Below are 26,715 nucleotides of genomic sequence, written 5' to 3'. Positions count from 1 at the left end.
TTCCTGTAGATTAATAACAGGAGGACTTAATGAAACGCAGTCGATTTTCAGAAACTCAGATCGTAAAAATACTCAAAGAAGCCGAGTCCGGCAGACAGGTTAAAGACATTTGTCGAGAGCACGGCATCAGTGACGCCACCTATTACAACTGGAAGTCCAAATACGGAGGCATGGAAGCCTCAGACATCAAGAGATTAAAAGAGCTAGAAGAGGAGAATCGCAAACTGAAGCAGATGTTTGCTGATCTTAGCCTAGAGAATACAGCCCTGAAGGATATTCTCTCAAAAAAGCTTTAAAGCCGTCGGAGAAGCGTAGTTTAGCAGACTACTGTAGAGCAATATACGGCATGAGCGTCAGTCATGCTTGCCGTACAGTCAGCATAAGCCGTCCGGTTTATTACTATCAGCCGGATGTAGACAGAGATAATCATGTTATCGCTGTTTTGCTTGAACTATGTGAGAAATATCCGGGATATGGCTTCGGAAAGCTGTTTGCCATTATCCGTCGGCTTGGACATAAATGGAATCATAAGAGAGTTCATAGGGTTTATTGCCTTTTGAAGCTCAACATGCGCCGTAAGGCCAAGAGAAGGCTTCCAAGTAGAAATCCTCTGCCTATCAGTGTGCCTGAATCCATCAACCAGTGCTGGTCTATAGATTTCATGAGCGACAGCTTATACTGCGGGAGGAAATACAGGACATTTAATGTCGTTGATGACTTTAATCGGGAAGCTCTTGCCATTGAGGTTGACCTTAATCTTCCGGCAGCAAGAGTTATCAGGGTGCTTGACAGGATAGCTTCTTGGAGAGGTTATCCGGCTAAACTCAGAATGGACAACGGTCCTGAGTTCATATCAGTAAAACTGGCTGACTGGGCGGAGTATCATGATGTTGAGCTTGAGTTCATACAGCCAGGCAAGCCGTTTCAGAATTCATATGTGGAAAGGTTTAATCGTACATTCAGGAACGAGGTATTGGACAGGCATTTGTTTTTCTCTTTAAGCGAAGTTCGGGAAGAAGCTGATCGATGGATGGTTGAATACAATACAGAAAGACCGCATGATTCTCTGGGAAAAATGACTCCAGAGGAGTATGCTGAAAGAGCGGAAAACTCTAAATATCTGCTGTAAGAAAAGAGGGACGCTTACAGTCCCCATATCCTGTACAGTTTTTAGACTGAAATAAGGTGTAAACTCTCAGTCATTTTATCATCTTTTTCCCAAATCTGAATCCCTAATCCGTTGTAAGCTTCATATGGTGTTCTGTCGCCAAGTGAAGAATGAGGTCTTCTGGTGTTGTATAAGTTTATCCAGTTCGCCAGTCCTAGCTTCAGTTCATGTCCGTTATCGAAAGCATGGAGATATACGAAGCTGTATTTCAATGTTCTCCAAATGCGCTCAATCATGACGTTATCCATCCAGCGACCTTTGCCATCCATGGAGATTCTAACGCCAGCATCCTTGAGAGTCTGTGTAAACTCATAGCTGGTAAATTGGCTACCCTGGTCAGTATTAAAGATTTCAGGTGTTCCGTATTTTTCAAGAGCTTCCTCCAGAGCAGCAACACAGAAATCAGAATCAAGATTGTTTGAAAGTCTCCAGCTTAGAACTTTCCTGCTGTACCAGTCCATAATTGCCACTAGATAGAGAAATCCACGTCTCATGGGTATGTAGGTAATATCTGAGCACCAAACCTGATTTGGACGGTTTATATCCAGACCTCTGAGCAAGTACGGGTATGTCTTATGCTCTGGATGGGGATTACTGGTCTTAGGCTTCTGATAAACAGCTGCGATGCCCATCTTCTTCATAAGCCTGCGAACACGCTTACGGCCAATATTATACCCATACCTATTGATGAGCTTTGTCATCTGCCTAGAGCCGAAGTCAGGTGTCATCATAAACTGCTCATCTATGATACGCATGAGTTCAAGATTCAAAGCCGATTCGCCAGACTCTTCATAATAAAAGCTTGAGCGGCTGATACTAAGAAGACGGCACTGTTTGCTGATTGAGAGTTTGCTTCCAGAATTTTCTATCATAAACTTCCTCCGGGATATGCTTACCGTTTCCCGAAGGCTCGTTGCAAAAAATCTCGTTCCACCGTCAGTTGTCCTATTTTTGCATGAAGATCCTTTATTTCTGCTTCTGACATTTCTTCTGACTTGCTGTGTTTATTGGAAAAGATTGTTGCCATCCCTTCGATGGCTTCTTTCTTCCATTTAGAAATCTGGTTCGGATGAACATTATACTTGGCTGATAATTCCGACAAGGTCTGCTCTTCTCGCAGAGCTTCAAGGGCTACTTTTGATTTAAACTCGGCTGAGTAACGGGTACGTTTTGCTTTTGACATTGTGTGGTCCTCCAATATGCTTTTTCCACCTTAGCATACTGTACAGATTTCTGGGACCACCTCTGTTATTGACAAAGTCATGCTATTTATCTATTATTTTCATAGAAAATTAGATTGGTGAAAAATGGAAATGAGTGAAAAACATGTGCAATTCATTGAAATTGCTATTGAACTAATGGACAGAAATGGAATTAATAAGACTACACTAGATGACATAGCCGAAGTTGCGGGGATTGCCACGCCGACATTATATTATTATTTCAAAAACAAAAATCAGGTTATTAAAGGTGCTATTTCTAAAGTACTTGAGACAACTAAGGAAAATTTAGAGGCAGGTATAAACGATAAAGATAGTTATGAGTCTCAGCTGACCTGTATAGCTTTGTCTTTATATCAGTCTGTAGCTAATGCAAAGTTTATTTTAGATATTGATGCAAAGGTAAAATCAGAGTTAGTTATTCTTTCTCAAGATCTTGTTAATAATTTTAATTCTTACCTGTGTGTCAAAATTGAGAATATCTTATATGAAGCGATAGATAGAGGAGTATTTAGTACTGATGAAGTCGAGATAACATCAGAAATTATCTCCGAATCTATCTGGGGAATGCTTCAGAGTAATATTGCAACACCAAATTTCGATTTACTTGAAAATAAGATACAAGTGCTTATGTCGTTATTTGTAAATGGTTTAAAGAAAAATACATCAGGTGAAATTAATGAATTCTAATTTAATATCAAAGTTTACTATTCTTTTTGTTATTGTCGTCTTCGGAACTTATGGCTGTGGAGATGAACAGGCTTATGAAAAAGCAATCCCTCAAAAATGGGAGACAAGCCTCACTCAGGCGTCCGTTGGCGCCCCTATCAACTATATAACAACAGGTTCAGTTATATCCGACCAAAGGATAGAGGTTACTTCTAAGCTTAGTGGATATATAAAACGAGTCTTTGTACAGGAGGGCGACAGTGTTCAGGAAGGGCAGGTGCTTGTCCTGCTTGATTCTGACGAAGTGGACAGTAAAATACGTCAGGCGAACGCTGCAGTGGCAACTGCTGCTGCTGCATACCAAGATGCAGAAATTGATATTGATAGGTATGAAAAGCTCTTTAAAAGGGGGAGCATATCTGATAACGAGATAAGAAAAATGCAGCTTAGGTTCGAGACGGCAACTGAATCCTTAAAACAAGCGAAAGCAGGGCTAACAGCTGCTTTATCTATGAAGAACTATACAGAACTCAAAAGCCCTGTTAACGGGGTAATAATCAGCAAAAGTAAACAGGCCGGCGACCTTGCGGTTCCTGGAGTTCCGATACTCACGCTGGAAGTCAAAGAAGGTTTTATCATAGAAACATTTGTCGCAGAAAGCAGGATTATAAATATACATCCGGACGATACCGTACTGGTTGAGATAGACGGTATCCAGAAGAAACTAAATGGTAGAGTTAAAAGTGTGGTAAATGTTGCGGACCCTGTAACAAGAAGTTGTCAGGTCAAAGTATCGCTGCCAGATGTAAACGGACTCAGACTAGGAATGTTCGGACGAGTTTATTTTAACATTGGCACATCAGACACACTTATCATTCCTACAGAGTCTGTTGTAGAACGTGGCGGGCTTCAGGGAATATTTATCCTTGATAAAGAAGGAGTCATCAGATTTCGCTGGCTCCGTACCGGACGCAGGTGGGCGGATAAGGTTGAGATAGATTCCGGACTATATCCAGACGAATTATTTGTACTAAATGCAAACTCACGCATGCGTGATGGTGATCTTATTATCAAAGAGGCTGTGAGATGAGGATTAAACGTCTCAATGCAGCTGGTAAACTGGCTGATTATTTCATAACGTCAAAGCTGACAGTCGCATTCATAATAGCTTGTGCAGCACTGGGGCTGGTCGCAATAATGTTTACCCCCAGAGAGGAAAACCCGCAGATAATAGTTCCGGGTGCTATGGTACAGGTAACACTTCCTGGAGCTTCTTCAGAAGAGATAGAGGAACTTGTTGTAAGACCACTGGAAAGCATAGTTCAGCAGATATCCGGTGTAGACCATACTTACTCAATATCAAACAACTCAGTCGGCATTCTCAGTATAGAATTCGAGGTAGGGCAGGATAAGGAACGTTCACTGGTTAAGCTATACGACAGAATTCTTGGTCAAAGGGATAAACTTCCACCGCAGGCGAGCCTACCTATCATACGCAGTATTGATGTTGACGATGTACCCATACTTACCTTTACCCTAGCATCAGAAAAATATAGCGATTACGCATTGAAGCGGCTTGCTGACCGCATGATGGACGGCATAAGAAGTCTGCCGGATGTGTCCGATATATATGTGAAAGGCGGTGCAGACAGAACCATACGTATTGAAATCGAACCTGAAAAACTGCAGTCATACGGAACGACTCTGGACCAGGTCAAGGCCATTATAATGGCCGGCAATGTATCCGCCCCGCTCGGCACAGTTGTTCAGCACGGTGAGAATCAGGACGTATTCATGGACGGCTTTATAGTTGCCGCCGAGGATTTTGAGCACCTTATAGTTGGCAACTACGGAGGCAGACCAATTTATTTAGGAGATATCGGCACTGTGGTAGACGGCCCTCCGACAGACAGGGTTAAATTGACCCGCTTTGCTTTCGGCTCAGGAGACGAACGTTTTGATAAATTTACTCAGCCGGAAGTGCCTGCGGTAACTCTTGCTGTTGCAAAAAAAGCAGGAACTAATGCTGTATTCGTTGCTGACGACGTCATAGACAGAATTAACACGATGAGAGACAAATTTGTGCCGAATGATGTGGATATAATAATTACGCGCAATGATGGTAAAAAGGCAGATGCGGCTGTTAACCTTTTAATAGAGCATTTGAGTATAGCCGTTTTCGCGGTTTTTCTAATTACAATAATATTTTTAGGGCTTAAGGAAGCTCTGATAGTTGGTATGACGATACCGCTTATTCTGGGGCTCACAATCGGAGGCGACTTTCTCTTTGGTCCCACTATAAACAGAATCACACTTTATGCACTGATAATAGCTTTGGGAATGCTTGTCGATGCAGCTATAGTCGTTATCGAAAATATACACAGACGCTATCAGAAACTGGAAGGTAATGACCCTAAAACAGTAGCTATTTTAGCGACAAATGAGATAGGCAACCCTACCAACCTTGCCACGGTTGCAGTGATGATAGTTTTTATCTCTATGGCTCTCCTTACTGGTATGCCTGAGCAATACTTCTTCCCTATTATGTTTAATGTGCCTCTGGCAATGGCAACATCTCTCATTGTTGCCTATATAGTTGTTCCCTGGGGAGTTTATAAGTGGATAAAGCCTCATCCGGAACAAAATGGGCATAAAGACAAAAAGAAGAGTAAATTCAACATTCAGATTGCCTTTAAAAAGAGTCTTGTTTTTCTGCTGGACAGACCGAAATCATATAAATGGGTGATTCTGGTTGTAGTTGCATCTATAAGCCTGTCTGTGTTTCAGCCATTATGGCAGTTTATCCGTCCGGCAGGTATAGAAGGACCGCAGGCTTGGTTTGGTGTTGAAATGGCTATGTTGCCTAAAGACAATAAAAATACATTTAATATCACAATAGATATGGCTGAAACAACTCCGGTTGAAATTACTGATAAGCTTGCCAGAGAAATAGGAACATTACTCAGAGGAGTTCCTGAAGTGATAAATTATCAGACATGGATAGGCAGTGCAGGTGTAAAAGACTTCAATGGTCTGCTCAGAGGCTCTGCTTTAAAAGCTGGTCCGCATATTGCCGAGATAAGAGTCAATCTGACTGACAAAAGTAAACGCAGCAGAAGCTCTATAAAGCTTGTCAGAGAGCTCAGACCCGAAATCCTCCGGATTGCGGACAATTATCCCGGAACAACTGTTCAGCTTGTAGAAGACCCTCCGGGGCCCCCTCTAAGATCTACTGTGCGGGCAGAAATCTACGGTCCTGATACCAAACAGCTCAGAATCCTTTCTGAAAAAGTACGCCATGAGTTCGAAAATACATATGATATAGCAGAAGTCACTGACACCGAACAGGAAGACATCTACCAGTATCGTCTGATACCTGACAGAGAAAAAGCCATGCTTTCCGGGCTAACAACCGCAGAGATAGCTCTGGCGATAAGAAGACTGATAGACGGTGAAAACATTGGAATGGCGCATATAGCCGGAGAGAAAAAACCTATCCCTATTCAGCTTAAAATACCGCGTAGATACCAGATAAACCCTGAGCTTTTGTCAAGGGTTCTGCTGACAAACAAGGCAGGAAAACAGATCCCTCTTTCAGAGCTGGTAAAGATAGAGGCTGCTTCAGTTGATCGCCCGATATATCATAAAGATAATGAAAGGGTTACCTTTGTTGGCGGAGAGATGAGTTCTAAGGCTCCTGTTTATGCTGTTCTTGCTTTGGATAAAAAACTGAAAAACATAACTCTACCTGATGCAAGCAAATTAACTACAGGAAATCTTGGGTTGATAGAGGATACCCCTAATAACATTAATGGGTACCGTCTGCTATGGGGTGGAGAAATGAGAATGACTCTGGATATATACAGGGAACTGTTCTCTGCCTTATCTCTGTCCCTTCTTATAATATATTTTATACTGGTGGCATATTACAAATCTTTTAGTCTGCCTCTGATTGCAATGTTTTCAATCCCTCTTGGTGTTGCAGGTGTATTTCCTGGGCATCTTATTATGCAACAGCAATTTACGGCGGCATCTATCATAGGTCTACTTGCTCTTGCCAGCGTCGTTATCAGGAACTCTCTTCTAATAATCGATTTTGCTCTTCAGAATATTAAAAGTGGTATGAGTATCAGAGACTCAGTTGTCGAATCTGTTGAGATGAGGACAAGACCTATTATACTTACCGCTTTGGCAGTAGTGTTTGGCGTTGCGGTTATGCTTACTGATCCTGTTTTCGGGGGGCTTGCTATATCTCTGATATTCGGAACGATAGTTTCTACATTTATGACACTTATAGTTATTCCTTTGATGCTGTACATAAAGCTTACTTATAAAGAACAAACATTGGGAGCAAACAAATGAAGAATATAATCAATATTCAAATAATTTTATTAATAATTATTTTTACATTTTCGGTAGCTTGGGAAGCAAAATCTGAAACACTAGATGATGCATGGCAAAGAGCCTTAAAAGCTAACCGAGGTTTAAAGTCTGTTAAAATACAATCAGAAGCTGCAGAAAGCATACTTAATGTAGTAAAATCGTCAAGAATTCCCAGATTTGATGCAAATGCAGGGTACACAATGCTTGATAAAGAACAGGCACTTGCGGCAAACCTTTTTGGTCAGAAAGCGGAGGTGCCCATGATGCCTAATGACAGCTTCTCGTATGGTTTTACAGCTAGTGTCCCTCTGTTTACCGGCGGGCAGATAAAAGAGAGTATTAATGCTGCAAATGCAATGCTGGATGCATCCAAAACACAGATAACCATATATGAGCAAAATTTAAAGATGGAAGTCGCCAAAGCCTATGTTTCGGTTCTGAGAGCACAAAGGATGTTGAATCAGGCAAAAAGCCACGTTAATAATCTTGAAGCGCACGCTTATGATGTAGAGGGGCTTTTCGAGCAGGGAATGGTCATTGTGAGCGATAAACTGTCAGCTCAGGTTGCCTTAGCCGATGCACGTCAGCGTGAATTACTGGCAGAAAATGCTGTTGATATTACAAAAGCAGCTTATAACAAGCTTCTTATGCAGAGTCTCGACAATGAAGTAGTTTTAGATGAGATTGACTGCGACTGTGAGATTGCCGGTAAACCGCTTGAGGAACTTACCGAATCTGCGCTTAATACCCGCAAAGAACTCAAAGCTATCGATGAAAGTATTAAGACAGCTATGGCTCAATCAAAAGCAGTTGGTGGGGGCAAGCTGCCGCAAATAGGTCTGGCAGGCGGTTATGCTTATCAGGAAAATGATTATCAAACTGAAGAAGGCAAGTGGTTTATAGGAGTTCAGGCAAATATAAACCTATTCGATGGCGGAGGTATCAGACATAAGTCGATAGCGCTCAAACAAAAGGCCTTTGCCATAAAAGAACAGCGCCTTGATACGGTATCACTGATAGCACTTCAGGTACGCCAGGCATGGCTAAACGTTAATGAAACAATGAAAAGAGTTAAAGTGACAGAAGAAGCTATTGAAATGTCAGAAGAGAACCTGAAAGTCACACGAGACCGCTATAAAAACGGTTTTTGCTCTCATACTGAAGTACTGGATGCTGAAACTCTGCGGATAAACAGTCAGACCAGTGCTGCAAATGCGTTTTATGATTATGTATTAGCATCTCTAACTCTTCTTTATACACTAGGCACTCTTTAGGCGAGAGCAATCAGTATAATGTATTCACAAATACACGCTGGCAGTGTTTAACAACCGTTGCTCCTGTAAGGCTTGAATAAATGAACTATAAGGATAACTCACAAAATTTCCTTAAGATTATTATATTTAGTCTTTTCATGATATTATGAGTAATATATTCATTTTTGTATATCAACGATGAAGACAGAACTATTACCTCATACAGCTTAAGTATCCAATTTATCAGCAATAAACATATACCCTTCTCCCCAAACCGTTTTGATATATTTTGGTGATTTTGGGTCATCGTTAAGTTTGGTTCGCAATCTGCTCACAGAAATGTCGACTGTTCTGTTATATGCATCACAGTCAAATCCAGTAAGCTCATTATACAGTCTATCTCTGCTCAGGAGAATGTACGGATTGCGCACCATTAATGATAATATTATAAATTCTGTTTTTGTAAGCTCAAGGTTACTGCCATCCATAGTCGCTTTATACTTATCAGTATCAATAGAAAGTTCTCCGTACTGATAAACAGCGGCATTGTTTGCAGTGTCCTCTGAATGCTCAAAGCGTTTAATCACAGCATAAATTCTGGCGATAAGCTCTCTCGGCTCAAAAGGCTTGGCGAGATAATCATCGGCACCAGCTTCCAAGCCTGCAATTCTATCTTCTACTTCGCCTCTCGCTGAAAGCATTATAACCGGTATGTCAGAGTTTTTTCTCAGCTTTTTACAAAGATCAAAGCCGTTTATATGTGGCATCATTATATCAAGTATAATTACTGACGGTTTTGATGACTTGAGATATTTTTCAAGCATCAGCGGGTTGTTAATTACGTCCACTGAGTATGAATAGTCACGTAAATACCTGCTTAGCATTTTGCATAGCTTAATATCGTCATCAACAATCAAAATATTGTGGGACATTTTCACCTACTTCGGCATAAACAAGAATGCTGTTATGACTGCAGCTATAAATATAAATACCATTAAGAAAAAAGCAATGTTGTTTAACTTTTTCATATTATTAATCACTAGCGTTTACTTTTTCTATATCCGCATACTGAGTAATATCATTGCCGAAGTGAATAAGGTATTCTCCTTCAACAGGTATCCAGTATCCATCATAAACCACACTGTTTTCAGCCTGAGCTACGCATCTTACTGGTTTACCAGACATTTTTGCTTCTCCTGCTCTGCAGCCTTTATGGTTGCCAGGGAGAGAGGAGCATTTCTGTCCTGTAGATACGCCATACTGCTGATAAATCTCGTTAACTGCAATGATATCATGTTTGTATGTAATCAGCATGACTGGCGCAGGATAATTACCCCACATTAAACTAAATGCTTCAATAACTTCTTCTCTTGACTTATTTTTTGAAATTTCCATTTGATTCTCTCCTTTAATTGAGTTTGAAATATATTTTTATCTCAGTTCCAGCACCTTCTGTGCTGGAGACTGATATTTCTCCATTATGAATATCAACAATTTTTTTGCAGATGCTTAAGCCAAGTCCAAAACCTGTGTTTCTTGTTCTAGCTGAATCAGACCTGTAAAAAGGCTCAAATATGTATGGTATATCCTCGCCAGATATTCCTGCACCATGGTCTCTTATGGTAATATTTAAAATTCCATCTTTTGCTTCAGCCATCATAAGTACATGTTTTTCAGAATTGGATGAGTATTTTACCGCATTGCTTAAAAGGTTAGTAATCAGACTCTCTATCAAAAGGCTGCTACCGTAAAAAATGATTTCGTCATCGATTACTAGCTCGATTAACTCCACGTCTTTATTAAAAGGGGATACGCATTTCTTAGCAATTTTAGTGAAATTAAATTTGTGATTTTGCAGTTCAATTGACCCCCCTGGCGGCAAATATTTGCAGCTGAATTGACCCCCCATATTTGCAATTCAATTGACCCCTCTGTGGTGTCAGCTTTTGTAAAAAGTTTTGTAAAAATCTCTCCTTTGTATAATGCCTCCATAGAAAATAACTATGGAGAAATTGAATGCGAAAGGAGTACCACATGCACGACATCCTGGATATTCTACGACGCAGAAAGCATGGCGACGGCTTTAAGACGATCGCCAAGGCTCGCAAGATGTCTAGAAACACCATCAGGAAATACATAGAACTGGCTGTCACTTTGGGTTTCGAAAGTGACAGTGAGCCACCACTGGAGGAGATCGCATACGGTGTCTACCGCAAAGTATACGGAGACGGTTCTCGCCCAGTCAGTGAGTGCCGTAAAGTTCTTATTCCATACAAAGAGAAACTGGAACACTGGCTGAGTGAAGAGCGCCTCACTATGACCAAGATTCATTCTCTTCTTAAGCGTCATGGTGTTTCTGTAAGCTATGACACACTGCGCCGCTACCTTCATGAAGATCTTGGTTTCTTTAAGCACAACACAGTCCGCATGCCTGAAACTGCTCCAGGCGAATACGCAGAGGTTGATTTCGGTCGTCTGGGGCTTTTATATGACCCTGAGACAGACAGAAGGCGTGTGGTCCATGCATTGATAGTGACTTTGCCTTACAGCCGCTATCAGTATGTTCACCTTTGCCATAGCATGAAATTCCAGGAAGTAATCACCGGTCTGGAATCAGCCTGGGAATTCTTCGGCGGTGTTCCTGCGAAAGTGATTGTCGACAACATGAAGACAGCCATAGATAAGGCAGACCGTTATGATGCGCAGTTCAACCGCTACTTTTATGAGTATGCTTGTTACCGTGGATTTATCATAGACCCTGCAAGGGCAGTTGCTCCGAAAGACAAGCCTAAAGTTGAAAGAAATGTATCATATGTCAGAGATAACTTCTTTAAAGGAGAGACATTCAGGAGCCTTTCCCATGCACAGGAAGCAGCAGATGCCTGGTGCAGAACTGTCTCCGGCATGCGTATACATGGCACAACTAAAAAGCATCCCCGCATTGTATTTGATATGGAAGAGCAGGCGAATCTGCTCCCTCTGGAACAGGAGCGTTACGATGTACCTTTCTGGGGAACCTGCAAAGTGCATCCAGACCATCATATCCGTATTCAAAGCGCTCTTTATTCTGTCCCCACTGTATACATAGGCAAAGAGGTTTCTGTAAGGCTGGACAGCAAGCTGGTTCGCATTTACCACAAAGAGCAGCAGATAAAGGTGCATAGTCGTATGAAAAAAGGTAAACGCTCAACAGACACCAGTGACTATCCTGAAGAGAAACGTGGATACACCATGAAGAGCTGTGAATATCATATTTATAAGGCTAAAGAAGTAGGTTTCTACTGCGGAGAATTTATGGAGCGTCTGCTATCCGGTGACTTCCCATGGCAGAATCTAAGGCAGGCTCAGAAACTCATCCGGGATGCTGATAAATATGGTCATGGTCGTATGGAGCAGGCATGTCAGCGGGCAGTAAGCTTCGACCTCATCAATGTGTACAGAGTAGTAAATATAATTGAGCTCTCTATGCAGAATAATGAGGTAGAAAAATCTTCCTGTAAAGTGCTGAAACCCGCTAAATTTACACGCAATAAAAACTATTTCTACGAAGGAGGTCACGATGACACTATCAAATGAACTGAAACAGACAGTAAAAAAACTAAGGCTGTCGGGAATACTGGCTACTTTACCGGAACGGATGGCTTATGCCAAACAGCAGCACCTGACATATGCAGAGTTTCTTGAGTTGGTAATGCAGGATGAAGTGGACAGGCGTCTTCATAACCAGGTGGATAATCAAATGAAAAAAGCTGGTATTAACCCCTTTGAGACACTGGAGAGATATGACTTCGACGCTCCGGTGCAGGTAGACAGAGAAATGATCAAAGGACTGTTCGGTCTGAATTTTATTGAGGAAAAAGATAACGTGATGCTGTGCGGACCTGTCGGTGTTGGTAAAACATATCTGGCAAATGCATTGGCCCACGCTGCTGTGCGAAGAGGTAAAAAAGTCCTGATGGTCAGAGCAGAGAAACTTTTTAAAAGACTGCAGCAGTCCAGAGCTGACTACTCCTATGAGAAGGCTCTGCTTGGATTTATTACTCCCGATATGCTTATTATAGATGACTTCGGACTGAAGGCATTGAATGAACAACAGTCTACTGACTTCTATGAGATTGTTGTGGAAAGGTACGGGAGAGCATCTACTGTGATCACAAGCAACAGGGATACGGATGAATGGCTGGAACTATTCCATGACCCGATTCTCGCAAACTCGGCACTCGACAGGTTGGTGCATAATGCATACAGAGTTGTCATTGAGGGTGAGAGCTATAGAAAAATTAAATCCAGAAAAAAGTTGATTTAAAAAGGAAGATGACGTAAACAAAAATTAAGGAGAGAGGGGGTCAATTAACCTGCAAATCAGAGGGGTCAATTGAACTGCAAAATGACAAATTGATTCTTTTTTATTGTTAAATTTGAGAAACCGAATCTGGAGTACTCAAGGACAGTATTTATTAACTTATCCATGTGAGAGATATCGTCGATTAAAGACGCTTTTAGTTCTTTATCATCCACCATGTCTGCTGCGATTCTCATGCTTGTAAGCGGTGTTCTTAGTTCGTGGCTTATGTCTGCTATTAAATGCTCTCTGGAGTAAATAGCCTGTTCTATGGTTTCAGATAAGTCGTTAAAAGTTGTACACAACTGCCCCAGCTCGTCTTTGCCTTTGTGCTGTATCCTGTGCTGAAAATCTCCCGCTCTGACTATTTCCATAGCAGAATACATCATCTTTATCGGGGAAAGTAATTTTCTGATAACTAAGAAAGCTGAAAATAAAATGATTACAACAAACCCAAGTAATAACAGAAGAAGAATCCTAAGTTCGTGTAGATCACTGGTATTCGGTAGTATTCTTACTGTCAGGACGTGGTTTGCTTCTGTGAAAGTAAAACGAATAAAGCCGTGAGAGGAAGCAACGTTAATCCCTTCACTATCAACCAAAGGATACAGTTTATCATCAGGGAAATCTTCTGTGTGCTGTCCGGTTACCCATTTTTCACTTTCGGAATGATAAGAAACGGAAGCGTTTAATTTCTTGGATAGCGCTGCCGCTTTGACTTTATTAGGAGGTAAGCCCAAATCGTCTTTAATGTAAACGGCATACGCCTCGAGATTAGCCCTTGAGCTAGAATCAAGTTTAAGTGAATAATAGTGAAATACACTGAAAACTAAAATATTGATTAGAAAGACTAAGCATATAATGAGAACAAGCATCTTAGTAAAAATTGAGTTGTAGTATATTCTAGACATAAACACTCCTCTGTTACAGTTAAATATACTTTCAAACAGGAGTAAGAGTGTTTAAAGTTGTTGAAGAATTGTAACAGAATGTAACAGTATACTGAGCTAGCATGCAGTGAAAGCAGTATGTCCGTAAGCATGGTCTCAATCCTGTGTACTGCGAAAAAACTATGGGTCATAAAATTCTATTGACACGCAAGTCAGGTAGATATGTATTTTAGATCAAACGACCGAACTAAAAATAAGGAGCGTCAGATATGAATGAACAACTGAGCTACCGCCGCCTGATCCTAAATTTTCCTCAGTGGAGCTTGTGAATAATTTTTATATTCAGTACAGGGATAGAATTTTGCTTGGGCAGGCACTATCAGCATGTTTTGGTCTGCTTTATGCAGTATGGTCGGTGCAGCTTACGATTCAGATGTGGAAAAGGGAGAAAGCTCCCATTCTGGCTATGATAAATCTCATGGGAGGAACCCTCACTGGATGGGTTCTAATTTTCTGTCCGGTTTTATGGGTGTGGTGTGCAGAGTTTGCAGGTCAGGCTGACCCGGAGCTGGTTAAAACTGTGCATTTCATAGGATGGTATGTTTACGATATGACTTATATGATTACTACTGTGCAGGGGTTTGCGATAGGTGCGCTGGTTTTCCTTGATAAAGAAAAGCCTGCTCTGATGCCTAAGTGGGCTGCAGCTTTTGCTGTATTTGTTGGAGCGAGTTTCTTTCCGTTGACCTTTTTGCCATATTTCAAAGACGGGATATTTGCCATTAACGGGTACTGGTCGTTCCATACTGCCTTTATCGGTTATGGGCTTTTTATTGTGGTTATTTGCATTTGAGGGTTGAATTTATATAAAACACTAACCTTAATGCAAACAGTTACATTTATTCTTTAGGTTGAATTCAATCATTATCAGTCTTTTCCCAAAACAGTAGATGAGGTTGAAATCTATAGCCGTCATTTATTTAGGGAGATGATATAACATCACTGCTAAATAAACTAATCGGTTTCTATCGCCATTTAAATGAACGGTGCAGTTAAGCCATGTTTCGTCTTTCATCACTTTTAATTCAATAAAATTAGGATGTTCGGTAACGGCAACTTTTACCGAGTTTAAAACAGATGTAAAGTCTTTGTTCTGTACAAACATAATCACTGCTGCTTTTGAATCTCTCCAGCTTAGATACCCTAAGAGTTGTGATATTGTGTCCAGAAACGCTTTTGAGCCTTTCCAGAATTTACATTCAGCAATAAAAACATTTTTTCCATCATGTCTTAATAAGATATCCGTTTTGCCTTTCTTGTTAAAAGTCTCACCTGTAGCCGACCCTTCAAAATTAGGCTCAAGCATCATTAAAAAATGATCTCTTAAATGCTCTTCTTCCTTGTCGCAATATAGACTGGGCAATCTTTCAAATTCCTTACCGACATCATGAATCAGTTTGAGAATCGAATTGTAAGTGGTTAAATCAAGGCTTGGTTCAGGAGTATAGCCGGCCTCGTGAACTTGAGGTCTGCTGATAGGGATTTTCTTTCGTATTCCCTGTGTGGGTACTGCAAAGGTTTGTGGTACATTTGTAGCTTTTTTTATTGGCACACCAAGCGATGCTAGAATATTATTTTTACTGAGGATTTTCTTTTTACGGGAGTCAAATGCATTTTTGACTTGAGTTTCGATACCTGAGTTATATTGATCAATGTCTTTTGTAACATTTACAAGTTGCTTCATAATATCACGGATCTTTGAGTCTTTATCAATTGTAATTTTAGCAACATCATTACTAAAGTTGATTATTTCAAAAGTAAACTCTTGTCCACTGATCTCAATACCTGTTGACCACAGTATTCTCGTACTTGGTTTGCATTTTAGCAAATAGCTATTACCACTGAAAGGCATATGGAATCTGATAACATCTTTTTTATATTTTTCGCCCTGTCGAACGAAAAAAGTATTAGGGAAATATTCTGCTGGAATCATTTGTTCAGATGATGAAGCGTAAATTTGATCAACATGAATTTTTAAAGGTTCGATCTTCGCTTCTTCCGTTTTATACTTAATATAATCGACTTCATTGACATTTAGCAGATAGTCATCACTTTCTTTTTCGATGGAATCAACTATCGATGCTTTTTTTTGTTCAAGATAATCTCGCAACTCTACTTCCGCAAATATTTGAATACTATACCTGTTCATCATAATTTACTCCAATAAGGTATTTTATACTCAATCCAATTCCCCACGTTCTGACATCGTATCCAGAGTTAGGATAGACGCACCATAGTCCCTGAAAGATTTTTCTTTTGGAGATGCTTCTTTAAGATGTGATGGTCTGTCGCTGTATGGCTGAACAATCACACTACCTGACTGTCTGGCTATTTTAGAGAATAACAGCTTCGCCCGAATAACCTCATAACTGTAACCTCTGCCCATGCGGTTTGCCGCCTTCATAACTCCGTTCATGGCTTCTGTGTAGCCATTCGTAATAGGGCAGTCAAAATAGTTAAAAATGTCCTCATAGTGGCTATCCACTATTTTGATGACAGTATTAAACTCTGGGCTGAATTTCAGCGGTATAGCATCTTTCCATTCTTTATATGCCGCCTCTCCGGAAGCTCTGTCTGGGAACTCATATATATTGAAAAAAGTTTCCTTCAGATCATAAGCTAAAGCCAGTTCCGGATAATTTTCTCTGATATATTCAACAACCTCATGGTCATATTCCGATTTGCTTTTACTGCCTTTAAGCAGTGACCAGCGAATGTTCTTTTTGACCTTAAGCCGCTCTGAATGAGATAGTTCGCTCTGAAGCTTTTTTCTGATTTGCTCCATAGCGTTTGAAGCCATTCTTACAACATGAAATCTGTCAATTACAAGCTTTGCTTGTGGAATCTGCTCTGAAATGAGAACCTTGTATGGTTCCCACATATCCGCACAAACCCATTCAATATTGTCTTTATCCTTCAGCTTCTCAAAATACTGACGCATACTTGCCAGCTTCCTGTTGTCATGGATATCGAAAAGAGTATTCATCTCAAGGTTAACCATTACAGCTCTGTAACCGCCCGAAATCATTACTTCATCAAGACCAAGCAGCCTTGGGGTTTCCCTGTATACAGAAGTTTCCAGATCTTCTGTATAATCTAAGGCGATTGCTTTAATGGTATTCACTGCAAGTCCGGTTTCGTTTGCTAGTAATGTAAAGGTGTTGTTAAAGCACCTTGCCTGAACGAATTCTATTAACCGCTTTGTTACAACTCGCTTTTCATCAAGAGATGGTATATTGGGTACAATAACGGTTCCGCATGATTGACAGCGGTATCTCTGCCGTTCTATCTCTACTTTTACAGGCATCCCATGCATAGGGGTGTCAGCATAAACATGTGTACGTTTACCGTGTTTATATACAGGTTTTGAACCGCATCCGGAACAGGACTCCGGCTCCGAAACATTAGACTCCGCAAGTATAAGGAGAATATCATCTTCTATCCGCTGCCCTATGGGGTTAACACCTTTTAACTGTAGTAAATCAATCATTGGTCTTCATCCCTTGCTTCTGTTATCAGTCCGGCAACAGCATCACTCTTTAAAAGTTCGTAGACAACAGATAAGAAGGTGTTGCGTGTAAATTCATCACTCAGAAGACGTTTTGCCATCGCCTGATGAGAGCCAAGAGCTCCCACAATAGCTTTTGTGGCTTCGGCTGGCAGATCAGCTTTCATAGCCTGTTCTCTGCTGTTGTTTTTAACCTGAGCCATGACTTTCTTATTGTCTCTGAGTTTCTCGCTGACATGAACCGCAAAGGCCACCTTGTCTTTATCGGTGATATCCTTACCGAATACATCATTGAGCATTTTGATCAGCTCCTGAAGGTATGCTCTTTCCCTGTCTCTCGGATCACGCCCACCAGTACCTTTTGCGGGTTCAAGCAGAGGTTTGTCTGCGGCATCAAGTCGTGTATCAACTGAGCCCGTGTCTGTCATTTTGAAATGGGTAAGCTGTAGACCGTTCAGGTCAACCTGCTCTGGAGCTATACCTTTGAGTCTCTTGCTCAACAATTTTGCGTATGAAGCAAAAGACTCTATAGAAGCATCTCCGAACTCCACCAACTGAGCTACATACTCATAGATATTTACAAACTTGGTTAAGCCCTCACTGAAGATTAAGAGCTCGTCACGGGCTTTTGTATACTCAGACCTTCTGGCATCCGCTTTCTTTGTTCCTGCCTCATCTTGCTTGCTCTTAGCCAGCAGAAATTCTTTTTCAGAAACTTCAATTGCGTTGTTCAGCATCTTCATGCGCCCGTTAAAACGGTCTGTTGCCGGTTGTGTAAGTGAATAAAGCTTCTCATGTGTTACTTTAGCTGAGGTTATAGCAATACCGAACTGGCGAACCTCTTCAGCTTCAAACATCTGCATACCGTCAAGACGCTCCTTCATATCATATACGATATTAGGATCCTGCACATTTGCCACATCTGCACTTTTGTAATATGTCTTAAAGGCCTCAACTATCTCATCCGGCTTGTTGGCAAAATCTATAACATATGTCTTGTCTTTACCCGCATAGGTTCTGTTCAGGCGTGAAAGAGTCTGTACTGCCTCCACACCGGATATCTTTTTATCCAGATACATTGCAACAAGCTTCGGCTGGTCGAAACCAGTTTGAAACTTATTTGCAACAAGCATTACCTGATATTCACGAGTATCAAAAACCTTACGAAGATCACGCCCCCTGGTATCAGGATTCATATTATCTTCAGTAAATGATTGGTCGTCAGGAAAGTGGTTAAAGTCATCATTGATATCTTTCCCAAGTATCTGGCCGGAAAAGGCCACTAGAGAGCGTATGCCGACATACCCCTTTTTTTCAACATACTTATCAAAAGCTAGCTTATATTTCACTGCTGCCGCCCTTGAGCTGGTCACAACCATCGCCTTCGCCTGACCGTTCAGGAGCATAGCTACACTGCTATAAAAGTGCTCAACAATAAACTCCACCTTCTGAGATACATTTGTCGGGTGCAGGGACACCCATCTTGCCAAAGCTCTCTTGGCATATTTAGCATCAACTCTTGTCTCATCCTTTACGAATTTCTCGCCAATCCGGAATGCTGTGTCGTAATGGGTATAGTTCTGCAGAACATCGAGTATAAATCCTTCCTCAATGGCCTGCTGCATAGTATATGTATGGAATGGGACCGGAGGATTATCTTTTGAAAGCGGCTTGGATGGATCCATAGGTCTGCCGAATAATGAGAGCGTGGAATGTTTCGGAGTTGCGGTGAAAGCGAAGTGGCTTACATTCTTAGGCATACCACGCACTTTCTGAATCATCTCAAGTATCTCATCAGATGTCATAGAAGCCATATCAGCCTTTGAATTCAGAGCCAGTACCTGTCTCAGCTTCTGAGCTGTGCTTCCTGTCTGGGAGTTATGGGCTTCATCCATAATGACAGCGAATCTTTTATCCTGAAGGCTCTGCTCTGTCAAAATTGCTTCCATAGCATATGGGAAAGTTTGTATTGTTACCACAATGATAGGTGTGCCAGTCATAAGTGCATTTGCTAGCTGTTGGCTTTTGGAAAGGCTTGATGCCTCTCTGTCCACAGCATGAACAACACCGTATTGGTGTTCAATCTGGCTGATGGCTTCCTGTAGTTGGGCATCGAGAACCGTTCTGTCAGTAACAACGATAACAGAGTTGAAGTATGATGCTCCGCTTGCATACCTGAGTCTTATAAGCTCGTGGGATATCCACGAGATAGTATTTGTCTTGCCCGAACCGGCACTATGCTGAATAAGATACTGATGACCGGCTTCTTCCACCTTTACTGCGTCTATAACTTTAGTTACAGATTCCCACTGATGATAGCGTGGAAATATCATTGTCTCTTTGAAGCGTATCTCTCCGGAAGCGGTCTCATACTCCTTTTTCTCTATCAATACAAATCTATGAAATATTCTAAGCCAGTTGTCTTTCTGTAATATCCTTTCCCACATGTAGCTGACAGGGTAGCTATTCTCGGCAGATGGCGGATTACCTGCAGCTCCGTCATTCCCCTGATTAAACGGCAGGAAATATGTCGCCTCACCGTCAAGCTTGGTCGCCATATATACCTCAGAGTCTGACATTGCGAAGTGAACGATAGCTCCTCTTTTGAAGGCAAGAAGCGGTTCCAGTCTGCCTGATGAAGAGCTTTTTGGCTTCCTGTCCTGTTTGTACTGTGCCTTTGCAGCCTCAACAGACTGGGTAAAATCAGTCTTAAGCTCAAAAGTAGCCACAGGGATACCGTTTATAAAAGCCACAAGATCTATAGCGTTTTCGTTATCAAGGGAATATCTGACCTGTCTCACAATGCGGAGGCGGTTCTGATTATATCGTTTTACTGAAGTTTCGTTTCTGTCGTCTTCCGGCATGGTCTGGCTCATCTGGATAGTGCCGCCTCCTGCCATTCCAAAACCTCTTCTAAGGACATTTATTGTCCCACCTGTTTTAGACTCCAGAGACTTCACGAGCCTGTCAAGCACAGCAGGTTCAGTATCACTGCCGTGAATCCGGATAAGCTTTTCCCATGTTTCAGGCTGGCTATCCTGTATCCATGCAAGGACATCAGGGTAATATAGAGCCCTGCCACGATCATATTCTGTATGCTTGCCAACTTCCCAGCCAGATGAGGTCAGTTGGTCTACTATGTAGTCTTCAAAGTGTATTTCTCTGTGAGCGGTAGACATTAGGCTTCCTCCCTGACATCTATTTTACCGGTAACCGCAGCGGTTATCAGTGCGGATCGTTTTTCTTTCAGCAGGCTTATGCTTTCTTCAGTTTTGGAAATTAGAGAGTCTATTAGGATTGTCTCACTGCTTATGTATTCAGCAATGGCTTGTTGCTCTTCATATGGAGGAACAGGGAAGGACAATTCCTTAAACTCATCTGTAGGTAAACGCCAGCGTCCCAACTGTGCACTTCCATGCCCATAATTAAAGAAGATTTTTTCCTTATATCCTCTTTGCATATGGTAAAGATAGTATTGTGGATTACAGTTTTGAGCTGACAATCTGAATACTCTGTAATCAGGACTCGTTACTCCATCAAATTGCGATATATCAACATATCCTGTAAGTAAGTCCATATGGTTCATAGCAAAGTCGCCAACTTTAACTATTTGGTACTTTGTGTAGTCCATAGAAAGCTGTCCTTCTCCGGATTCAATATCCTTAACTTTTATACCTGTTTGCGTGATAGACAGGACATCGTGACCTAAAAACCCAGCAATACGCTTTTCTATTGTGAATAGATATTTTGCTTTCACTATGTCCCAATGTTCAGGTACTTCTCCCAGCCACTCAACGCCTGAGTCTTTCATCTTCACATCTGGGTTCATGCCTTTTGTGACAGCATGAGTAATGAGAGCAGTACGCTTTTCATCTAGCTTTTCTATCAGTTTCTTCTTTTTATCAATCAGTTCATCTATCTGAGCAGTTTTTTTATCTAGATATTTCAAAATAATACTTTGCTCTTTCAATGGGGGAAGTATAAAAATAAGATTCTTAATGATCGTCGAATTCAACCCATGCATTATAGAGCCCTTGCCCATTAACCTTATCTGATGTTCAATATATGCAGAGTCATTTATAAGATACTTACAAAACCGGCTTAACAAACACTTGTTAACACGAAGCCTAATAAGGTGAGAATCTATAATCCCTTGATTGATCTTTTCTGGAGTGACCTGACATCTGCCAGCAGTCCCCATCATAGTCACTAAAATATCACCAGGTAGAGTTTCATATACTTCTAACTCACAAAATAATTCTTCAGATACGAAACGATGACCAAGGTCAAAGTTGTTTTTAATTATATTTTCTTGTCCATATACTTTTATTCCTTCATCACTAAGCAATTCTGCTTTTATTTGACTGCCAAAAGGACCAATTTTTAAACCCTCAAAACCAGCTCTCAGCTGAAACTTAAACCTTTCTATTGCCCAATGCTCAGGAATTTCTCCAAGCCACTCAATACCACTGTCTTTATATGACGGATATGCTTTATAGCTCATTTCTTTTTTCCCTGCTCTAAGCCTTTCTGGAGGGTTTCAAGCTCCTGAAGGTCTTTTGCATCTTCTTCCTGAGCTTCAGCTATTTTCCGCTTCTTATCAAAATCCTCAAAACGCTCATGAGCTATACGTTTCATCTGCTCTTTGCTGATAGAACCCGCACCCTGTAAAATAGGCTTCTCATTAAATTCAAGCATCCTGTCCACGTTGCTCCGCCAGTAATCAAGGGTAAGCTGTTTTCTGTCTTTTACTCTCAGTTCTGCCTGCTCCAGAAATATCACCACAAGCCTGTTAAGAGAGTCTATTTCATCGGATGTAAGGTAGTTTTTAGCTGTTATCACGTCACTCTTGCGGACTCGGCTGCCTTCCCATGATGTAAGGTTCATATTCGGCATGTTTGAGTCAGAGCGTTTAACGATTAACTCCGCTGCCGTATAGCCTGTAACAGCATAAAGAAGCTTATTCTGCACTTCTGCAAAGAAAGTCTGGCTCGCTTGCTGGCTGTCTTTATAATCAATACTGAGTGCAAAGAGGTCACGAACCTTCTGATAAAACCTTTTTTCTGAGGCCCGTATCTCACGGATGCGCTCAAGGAGCTCATCAAAGTAATCCCATCCTCCGGGATTCTTAAGCCTCTCGTCATTCATCACAAAGCCTTTGACGATATATTCTTTAAGCTGCTTGGTTGCCCATATGCGGAAACGTGTGGCTATCATGCTCTTTACACGGTATCCGACAGATATAATCACATCGAGGTTGTAATGAGTTACAGTCCTTTTAACTTGCCTGTCACCTTCCTGACGAACTACCGAGAAATCCTCGGTAGTTGCTTGTGGTTCAAGCTCTCCTTCTTCATAGATGTTTTTCAAGTGTAGAGAGATATTATCCTTTGAGCACTGAAAGAGGTTTGCCATGTCACTTTGAGTAAGCCAAAGTGTCTCATCTTCCATCAGCACATCAAGCTGAAGCTTCCCGTCATCTGTTTCGTAAATGATTATTTCGCCTTTGCTGTTCATCTTGTCACCTTTTTCAGGAGCTCTGCGATGGCGTTTTCAACAGCTTCAAGGTCAGCATCTATATCTTCCAGCGATCTTGGCGGTACATACTCATAGAAATATCGGTTAAAGTTTATTTCGTACCCAACAATGCCCACTAAACCATCTTTATGATCTTTTTTAGCGGTATCTATCCATGCGTCCGGCACATGAGGTATAACTTCTCTTTCAAAATATTCATCAATATCTTCGCCCAGTGGCACGTTTTCGTAATCACGCAGGTCAGGATCAGGTAAAGGGTTGCCTTTTGCGTCACATATCACCTTTGCATCAGGGTAATGTTTCCCAAAAAACTTGCAGATATTTTTGATTAATGCGGCACTCGGCTTCTTTATTCCGGCAGCTTTAAGGAAGCTGTCAATATCCAGATATTCACCGGAAACTTTGGATAACTCATCAACATATTCAGCGTTCTTACTGTTTGCCCATGACTCAATATTCTCAGGTGTTACGGAGAATTTAAGCTGGAGAGGTCTTTCGACTGTAATGCGTCTGTAACCAAACTGTTCAGTCTCAAATATCTTGCTGACATCACTTTCTTCAAAAGCATCATGAATTCTCGCTGTCTCAGTGATCTGTTCATCATTCAGCCATTTGCGCTTACTGCCAAGATTTTTACGCATAGGAGTGGATATCTTACTTGCGTCAATTAACTGTACCAGCCCCTTTCTATGCTCTTCTTTATTTGTAGAAAGTACCCATATATATGTGCTGATACCTGTGTTGTAGAACATATCAGTCGGCAGAGCAACAAGAGCTTCAAGCCAGTCATTCTCAAGTATCCACCTGCGGATCTCCGACTCTCCAGAACCTGCTCCGCCATTAAACAAAGGGGAGCCAGAAAGGACTATCCCTATTCGTGTCCCGCCTTCCTCTGGTGGCTTACGTTTGGAAAGCAGGTGAAGCAGGAACAGCATAGAGCCGTCACTTACTCTCGGAAGTCCTGGGCCGAACCTTCCGGCATAGCCTTTTACTCTGTGCTCATCGTTAACAGGCTTCTGAACCTTCTTCCAGTCCACACCGAAAGGCGGATTCGCAAGACAATAGTTGAAAGTTTCTCCCGACAGAAGGTCATTTGAAAGAGTGTTCCCAAACTTTATATTGCGGGTGTCATAGCCTTGGATAAGTTTGTCGGCTACACAGATAGCATGAGTCTCAGGGTTAAGCTCCTGAGCATAGGGAATGATAGTAGCGTTAGTGTTCCACTCTCCCACGAGCTCAATACCGGACGAAAGAAAGCCTCCTGTTCCGGCAGCACAGTCATAAATTGTACGCACAATGCCTTCACCGCTTAATGCTTCCTGATCTGTAGAGAAAACAAGTGTTGTAGCCAGACGCACAACATCTCTTGGAGTGTAAAACTCTCCGGCAGTGTCATTTGACGCTTCAGCAAACTTGCGAATCAGGTGTTCAAAAACTAAGCCCATCTCATAGTTGGAAACAACTGACGGATGAAGCTCTAAATCTTTAAATTCGTTTGATACAAGATACAAGAGATTTGCTTCTTCAAGTTTACCAATCCAGCTGCTGAATGAAAACTGTTCAAATACCTGACGGACATTTGAGGAGAACTTACTTATATAGTCTTCGAGGTTTTGCTTGGTATTTGTTGCTCCCAAAGTAGAGAGAGTAAATTTTGAGGTAGTATAGAATGTACACCCAGCTATTCCTGGGAGAATCAAGTCGAGGTCAAGTCCCTGATCTTTAACTGCTTCATATTGTTCCAGCACAGATTCCCTAGTGGGCTCAAGAACACATTCAAGTCTTCTGAGCACCATAAACGGCAGAATAATTCGTCCGTATTCAGCTTGTTTGAAATCGCCTAACAGAAGGTCAGCTACTGACCATATTTTATTCGCAAATGTTTGTTGATCCATTTTTCACTCCACCCTAGATTGCATAGTACAGACTATACAATATGTGGAACAAAATCAACCCCAATATGCACAGAAGAATTATCTATATTATTTGCTTGTAATAATTCAATTCAACCCTCAAATGCAAATAGCCTATAAATCACTGGTGAAAAACGGTCGGATTCATTGAATAATATTGGGTCTCCGACTTTGTATGTGTGAAGTCCCCAAGTAAAAGCTTGTTGAGGGTTCGCTTCTTGTAAAAATCGATTAATGTTATTAATTCCATAAAGACCATCATAATTAAGGCATAGAATTATTTCATCTTGTTCAATTGGTTCAAACACCGAAGCGTTAAGTGTCGATGAGTATTGATTTCTGACAATTGATTCTTTTATGCAGTCATCCATACTACGCACTCTATCCCATAAAGTTTGTAATTCTTGATTGTGGCTTCTATATGGTTTTACGAGTTCACAAACTGAGGTTGGAGGTACAAAACCCTTTGCTGCGTTAAACCAGTTACCAAACCTTATTGCTTCTATTTGGTAGGTGTCTCCTACTAAAATAAGCAACTCAAATTTTGCTTTACTCAAAAGGTTTTTCATATCCGTGTTATTTACTGTACTACATTCATCTATGACCATGATATCGTATTTTGTGCGAACGCCACTCCTGTTTAAAAACTTTGCGATTGTCATAAAATCAGTGTCATCGTTTTGTAGGTTAACTCTACGTTTCATATTGTCTACAGCAGGATTAGTATTGGCCAAATACAGCTTACTTTGATTTATGAAAAAGTTAGAGATATGGTTTATTAAGGTAGATTTTCCCGTGCCTGCAGAGCCATAAATTAATGCTACTGATGAGTCTTGAAACATTTGTCTCAATGCAACTTTCTTTTCGTCACAATCCACTGGATGAATTGCTGATGCTAACCAGCTGTCAACAGAACTGGTATAGTTTTTTAGCCCCCTATTTGATAATTCAATGAGTTGCTCGATTATCTTAACGGTATCATGTTCATAACCTACTATAAAATAGTGCTTATTGCGCTCTTCTAGTTTACGTGCTTGGTGACGTGGGTTATGGTAAAGTCTCCCATTGAAAGTACTAACAAGCTGGTTTATTTCGCCAAATCGCTCAAGGTCTTTTTCAGGTGTATATAACTGTCCATGTGTCTCTGCATTCACAAGCACATAACGGGCAAGTACCTCATGCATTCTGTTCGTAGAGTCGATACAATCAAATAAATCATTTAATCGAGGGTTATGATGCAATAGCGACGTGCAAAAAGGCATTTGTTCAAAAGGTATGCACCCATAAGCGAGTTTCAACCCAGATAACCGTCTGTTTTCATCATCAATTTGATTAGCAATGATTTTGTTGTTCATATGATAAAGTACGTACCTGAGAATATTGCAGCCATTTCGATTATTAATAATAATTTCACGACAAAGATCGAATATATCAAACAAGTGACTTACTTTAGCATTTGACAGTGTAAGTATTCTGGAGCGTATTCTTTGGTAATGAGCATCGTCAAAAGACAGAAGTTCAACTAGATTAAAGCCAGTCTTGGTTAAATATTTCATTAAACCACGTGCTTCTGCTGATCCAGCATATGAAGCAAGCCTGGCTCCAAAGATATTTGAAAATCGTTCTATCTCAACTGGGCGGATTGCAACTTCCCAGTTGACTATAATAAATATAGGCATCTTTTTACCAAGAATACTAATCTTGTCTTTAATCACCCACATTTTAACAGCATAATATTTTGAGATATCAAGCGTGGTAAAAGCTATAATTC

20 protein-coding genes are annotated in these 26,715 nt (G+C 41.0%); 8 read left to right on the top strand and 12 right to left on the bottom strand.

The genetic code is table 11. The features are described from left to right. Positions 1-29: 29 nt before the first annotated feature. A protein-coding gene (locus DACET_RS07435) for an IS3 family transposase (protein ID WP_148214160.1) occupies positions 30-1,129 on the top strand; the annotation gives its coding sequence in 2 pieces (ribosomal slippage) (positions 30-282 and positions 282-1,129; 1,101 coding nt in all). Positions 1,130-1,170: 41 nt separating this feature from the next. On the opposite strand, the gene DACET_RS07430 is transcribed toward DACET_RS07435, so the two are convergent. Next, a protein-coding gene (locus tag DACET_RS07430) for an IS3 family transposase (RefSeq protein WP_430640270.1) occupies positions 1,171-2,351 on the bottom strand; the annotation gives its coding sequence in 2 pieces (ribosomal slippage) (positions 1,171-2,070 and positions 2,073-2,351; 1,179 coding nt in all). A gap of 130 nt (positions 2,352-2,481) precedes the next feature. On the opposite strand from DACET_RS07430, the gene DACET_RS07420 reads away from it, so the two are divergent. Genes DACET_RS07420 through DACET_RS07405 form a run of 4 tightly spaced genes read left to right on the top strand, consistent with a single transcriptional unit; the run spans position 2,482 to position 8,714 of the window. Next, positions 2,482-3,078, top strand: a complete 597-nt coding sequence (locus DACET_RS07420) for a TetR/AcrR family transcriptional regulator (RefSeq protein ID WP_169304204.1) — start codon at positions 2,482-2,484, stop codon at positions 3,076-3,078. Next, a complete protein-coding gene (locus DACET_RS07415; RefSeq protein ID WP_013010765.1) occupies positions 3,068-4,147 on the top strand; it encodes an efflux RND transporter periplasmic adaptor subunit in 1,080 nt (359 codons plus the stop codon). Before DACET_RS07420 ends, DACET_RS07415 begins: the two co-directional genes overlap by 11 nt. Next, positions 4,144-7,419, top strand: coding sequence for an efflux RND transporter permease subunit (locus DACET_RS07410; protein WP_013010764.1), 3,276 nt, complete (start codon positions 4,144-4,146; stop codon positions 7,417-7,419). The genes DACET_RS07415 and DACET_RS07410 overlap by 4 nt, the downstream gene beginning before the upstream one ends. Beyond that, a complete protein-coding gene (locus tag DACET_RS07405; protein ID WP_013010763.1) occupies positions 7,416-8,714 on the top strand; it encodes a TolC family protein in 1,299 nt (432 codons plus the stop codon). The genes DACET_RS07410 and DACET_RS07405 overlap by 4 nt, the downstream gene beginning before the upstream one ends. A gap of 206 nt (positions 8,715-8,920) precedes the next feature. Here the strand turns inward: DACET_RS07405 and DACET_RS07400 are convergent, their stop codons facing one another. From DACET_RS07400 to DACET_RS07390, 3 genes are all read right to left on the bottom strand, one after another. Beyond that, complete coding sequence (locus tag DACET_RS07400) at positions 8,921-9,625, bottom strand: response regulator (protein ID WP_013010762.1); 705 nt, start codon at positions 9,623-9,625, stop codon at positions 8,921-8,923. Positions 9,626-9,725: 100 nt separating this feature from the next. After that, a complete protein-coding gene (locus DACET_RS07395) occupies positions 9,726-10,088 on the bottom strand; it encodes a hypothetical protein (protein ID WP_013010761.1) in 363 nt (120 codons plus the stop codon). Between the two features lie 13 nt (positions 10,089-10,101). Further along, a complete protein-coding gene (locus DACET_RS07390; protein ID WP_169304203.1) occupies positions 10,102-10,485 on the bottom strand; it encodes a sensor histidine kinase in 384 nt (127 codons plus the stop codon). A 242-nt stretch (positions 10,486-10,727) separates the two neighbouring features. On the opposite strand from DACET_RS07390, the gene istA reads away from it, so the two are divergent. Together istA and istB are read left to right on the top strand one after the other, a co-directional pair. Beyond that, positions 10,728-12,269, top strand: a complete 1,542-nt coding sequence (gene istA / locus DACET_RS07385; RefSeq protein WP_013009613.1) for an IS21 family transposase — start codon at positions 10,728-10,730, stop codon at positions 12,267-12,269. Continuing rightward, complete coding sequence (istB, locus tag DACET_RS07380; RefSeq protein ID WP_013009614.1) at positions 12,253-12,999, top strand: IS21-like element helper ATPase IstB; 747 nt, start codon at positions 12,253-12,255, stop codon at positions 12,997-12,999. Before istA ends, istB begins: the two co-directional genes overlap by 17 nt. Positions 13,000-13,064: 65 nt before the next feature. Here the strand turns inward: istB and DACET_RS07375 are convergent, their stop codons facing one another. Next, complete coding sequence (locus DACET_RS07375) at positions 13,065-13,946, bottom strand: histidine kinase dimerization/phospho-acceptor domain-containing protein (protein WP_013010759.1); 882 nt, start codon at positions 13,944-13,946, stop codon at positions 13,065-13,067. 304 nt (positions 13,947-14,250) lie between these two features. On the opposite strand from DACET_RS07375, the gene DACET_RS07370 reads away from it, so the two are divergent. Continuing rightward, on the top strand, positions 14,251-14,778 hold the full coding sequence (locus tag DACET_RS07370) for a hypothetical protein (protein WP_052293516.1): 528 nt from the start codon (positions 14,251-14,253) through the stop codon (positions 14,776-14,778). A 123-nt stretch (positions 14,779-14,901) separates the two neighbouring features. On the opposite strand, the gene DACET_RS07365 is transcribed toward DACET_RS07370, so the two are convergent. The 7 genes from DACET_RS07365 to DACET_RS07335 form a co-directional block, all read right to left on the bottom strand. Next, a complete protein-coding gene (locus tag DACET_RS07365; RefSeq protein ID WP_013010757.1) occupies positions 14,902-16,137 on the bottom strand; it encodes a hypothetical protein in 1,236 nt (411 codons plus the stop codon). A gap of 27 nt (positions 16,138-16,164) precedes the next feature. Continuing rightward, the gene (locus DACET_RS07360; RefSeq protein WP_013010756.1) at positions 16,165-17,475 is read right to left on the bottom strand and encodes an ISL3 family transposase; all 1,311 of its coding nucleotides are present in this window, start codon (positions 17,473-17,475) and stop codon (positions 16,165-16,167) included. After that, entirely contained in the window at positions 17,472-20,672 is a 3,201-nt protein-coding gene (locus tag DACET_RS07355) for a type I restriction endonuclease subunit R (protein WP_013010755.1), read from the bottom strand. The genes DACET_RS07360 and DACET_RS07355 overlap by 4 nt, the downstream gene beginning before the upstream one ends. Beyond that, on the bottom strand, positions 20,672-21,997 hold the full coding sequence (locus DACET_RS07350; RefSeq protein ID WP_013010754.1) for a restriction endonuclease subunit S: 1,326 nt from the start codon (positions 21,995-21,997) through the stop codon (positions 20,672-20,674). The genes DACET_RS07355 and DACET_RS07350 overlap by 1 nt, the downstream gene beginning before the upstream one ends. Continuing rightward, positions 21,994-23,010: a virulence RhuM family protein gene (locus tag DACET_RS07345; protein WP_013010753.1), complete on the bottom strand. Its 1,017-nt coding sequence runs from the start codon at positions 23,008-23,010 to the stop codon at positions 21,994-21,996. The genes DACET_RS07350 and DACET_RS07345 overlap by 4 nt, the downstream gene beginning before the upstream one ends. Then, positions 23,007-24,926 (bottom strand): type I restriction-modification system subunit M, encoded by a 1,920-nt coding sequence (locus DACET_RS07340; RefSeq protein WP_013010752.1) that lies wholly within the window; start codon positions 24,924-24,926, stop codon positions 23,007-23,009. Before DACET_RS07340 ends, DACET_RS07345 begins: the two co-directional genes overlap by 4 nt. 110 nt (positions 24,927-25,036) lie before the next feature. Next, a complete protein-coding gene (locus DACET_RS07335) occupies positions 25,037-26,659 on the bottom strand; it encodes an AAA family ATPase (protein ID WP_169304202.1) in 1,623 nt (540 codons plus the stop codon). Positions 26,660-26,715: the final 56 nt, after the last annotated feature.

Origin of the sequence: Denitrovibrio acetiphilus DSM 12809 (assembly GCF_000025725.1) — a bacterium.
GTDB classification, from domain to species: Bacteria; Chrysiogenota; Deferribacteres; order Deferribacterales; family Geovibrionaceae; genus Denitrovibrio; species Denitrovibrio acetiphilus.
This window is presented reverse-complemented; position numbering and strand designations above follow the sequence as displayed.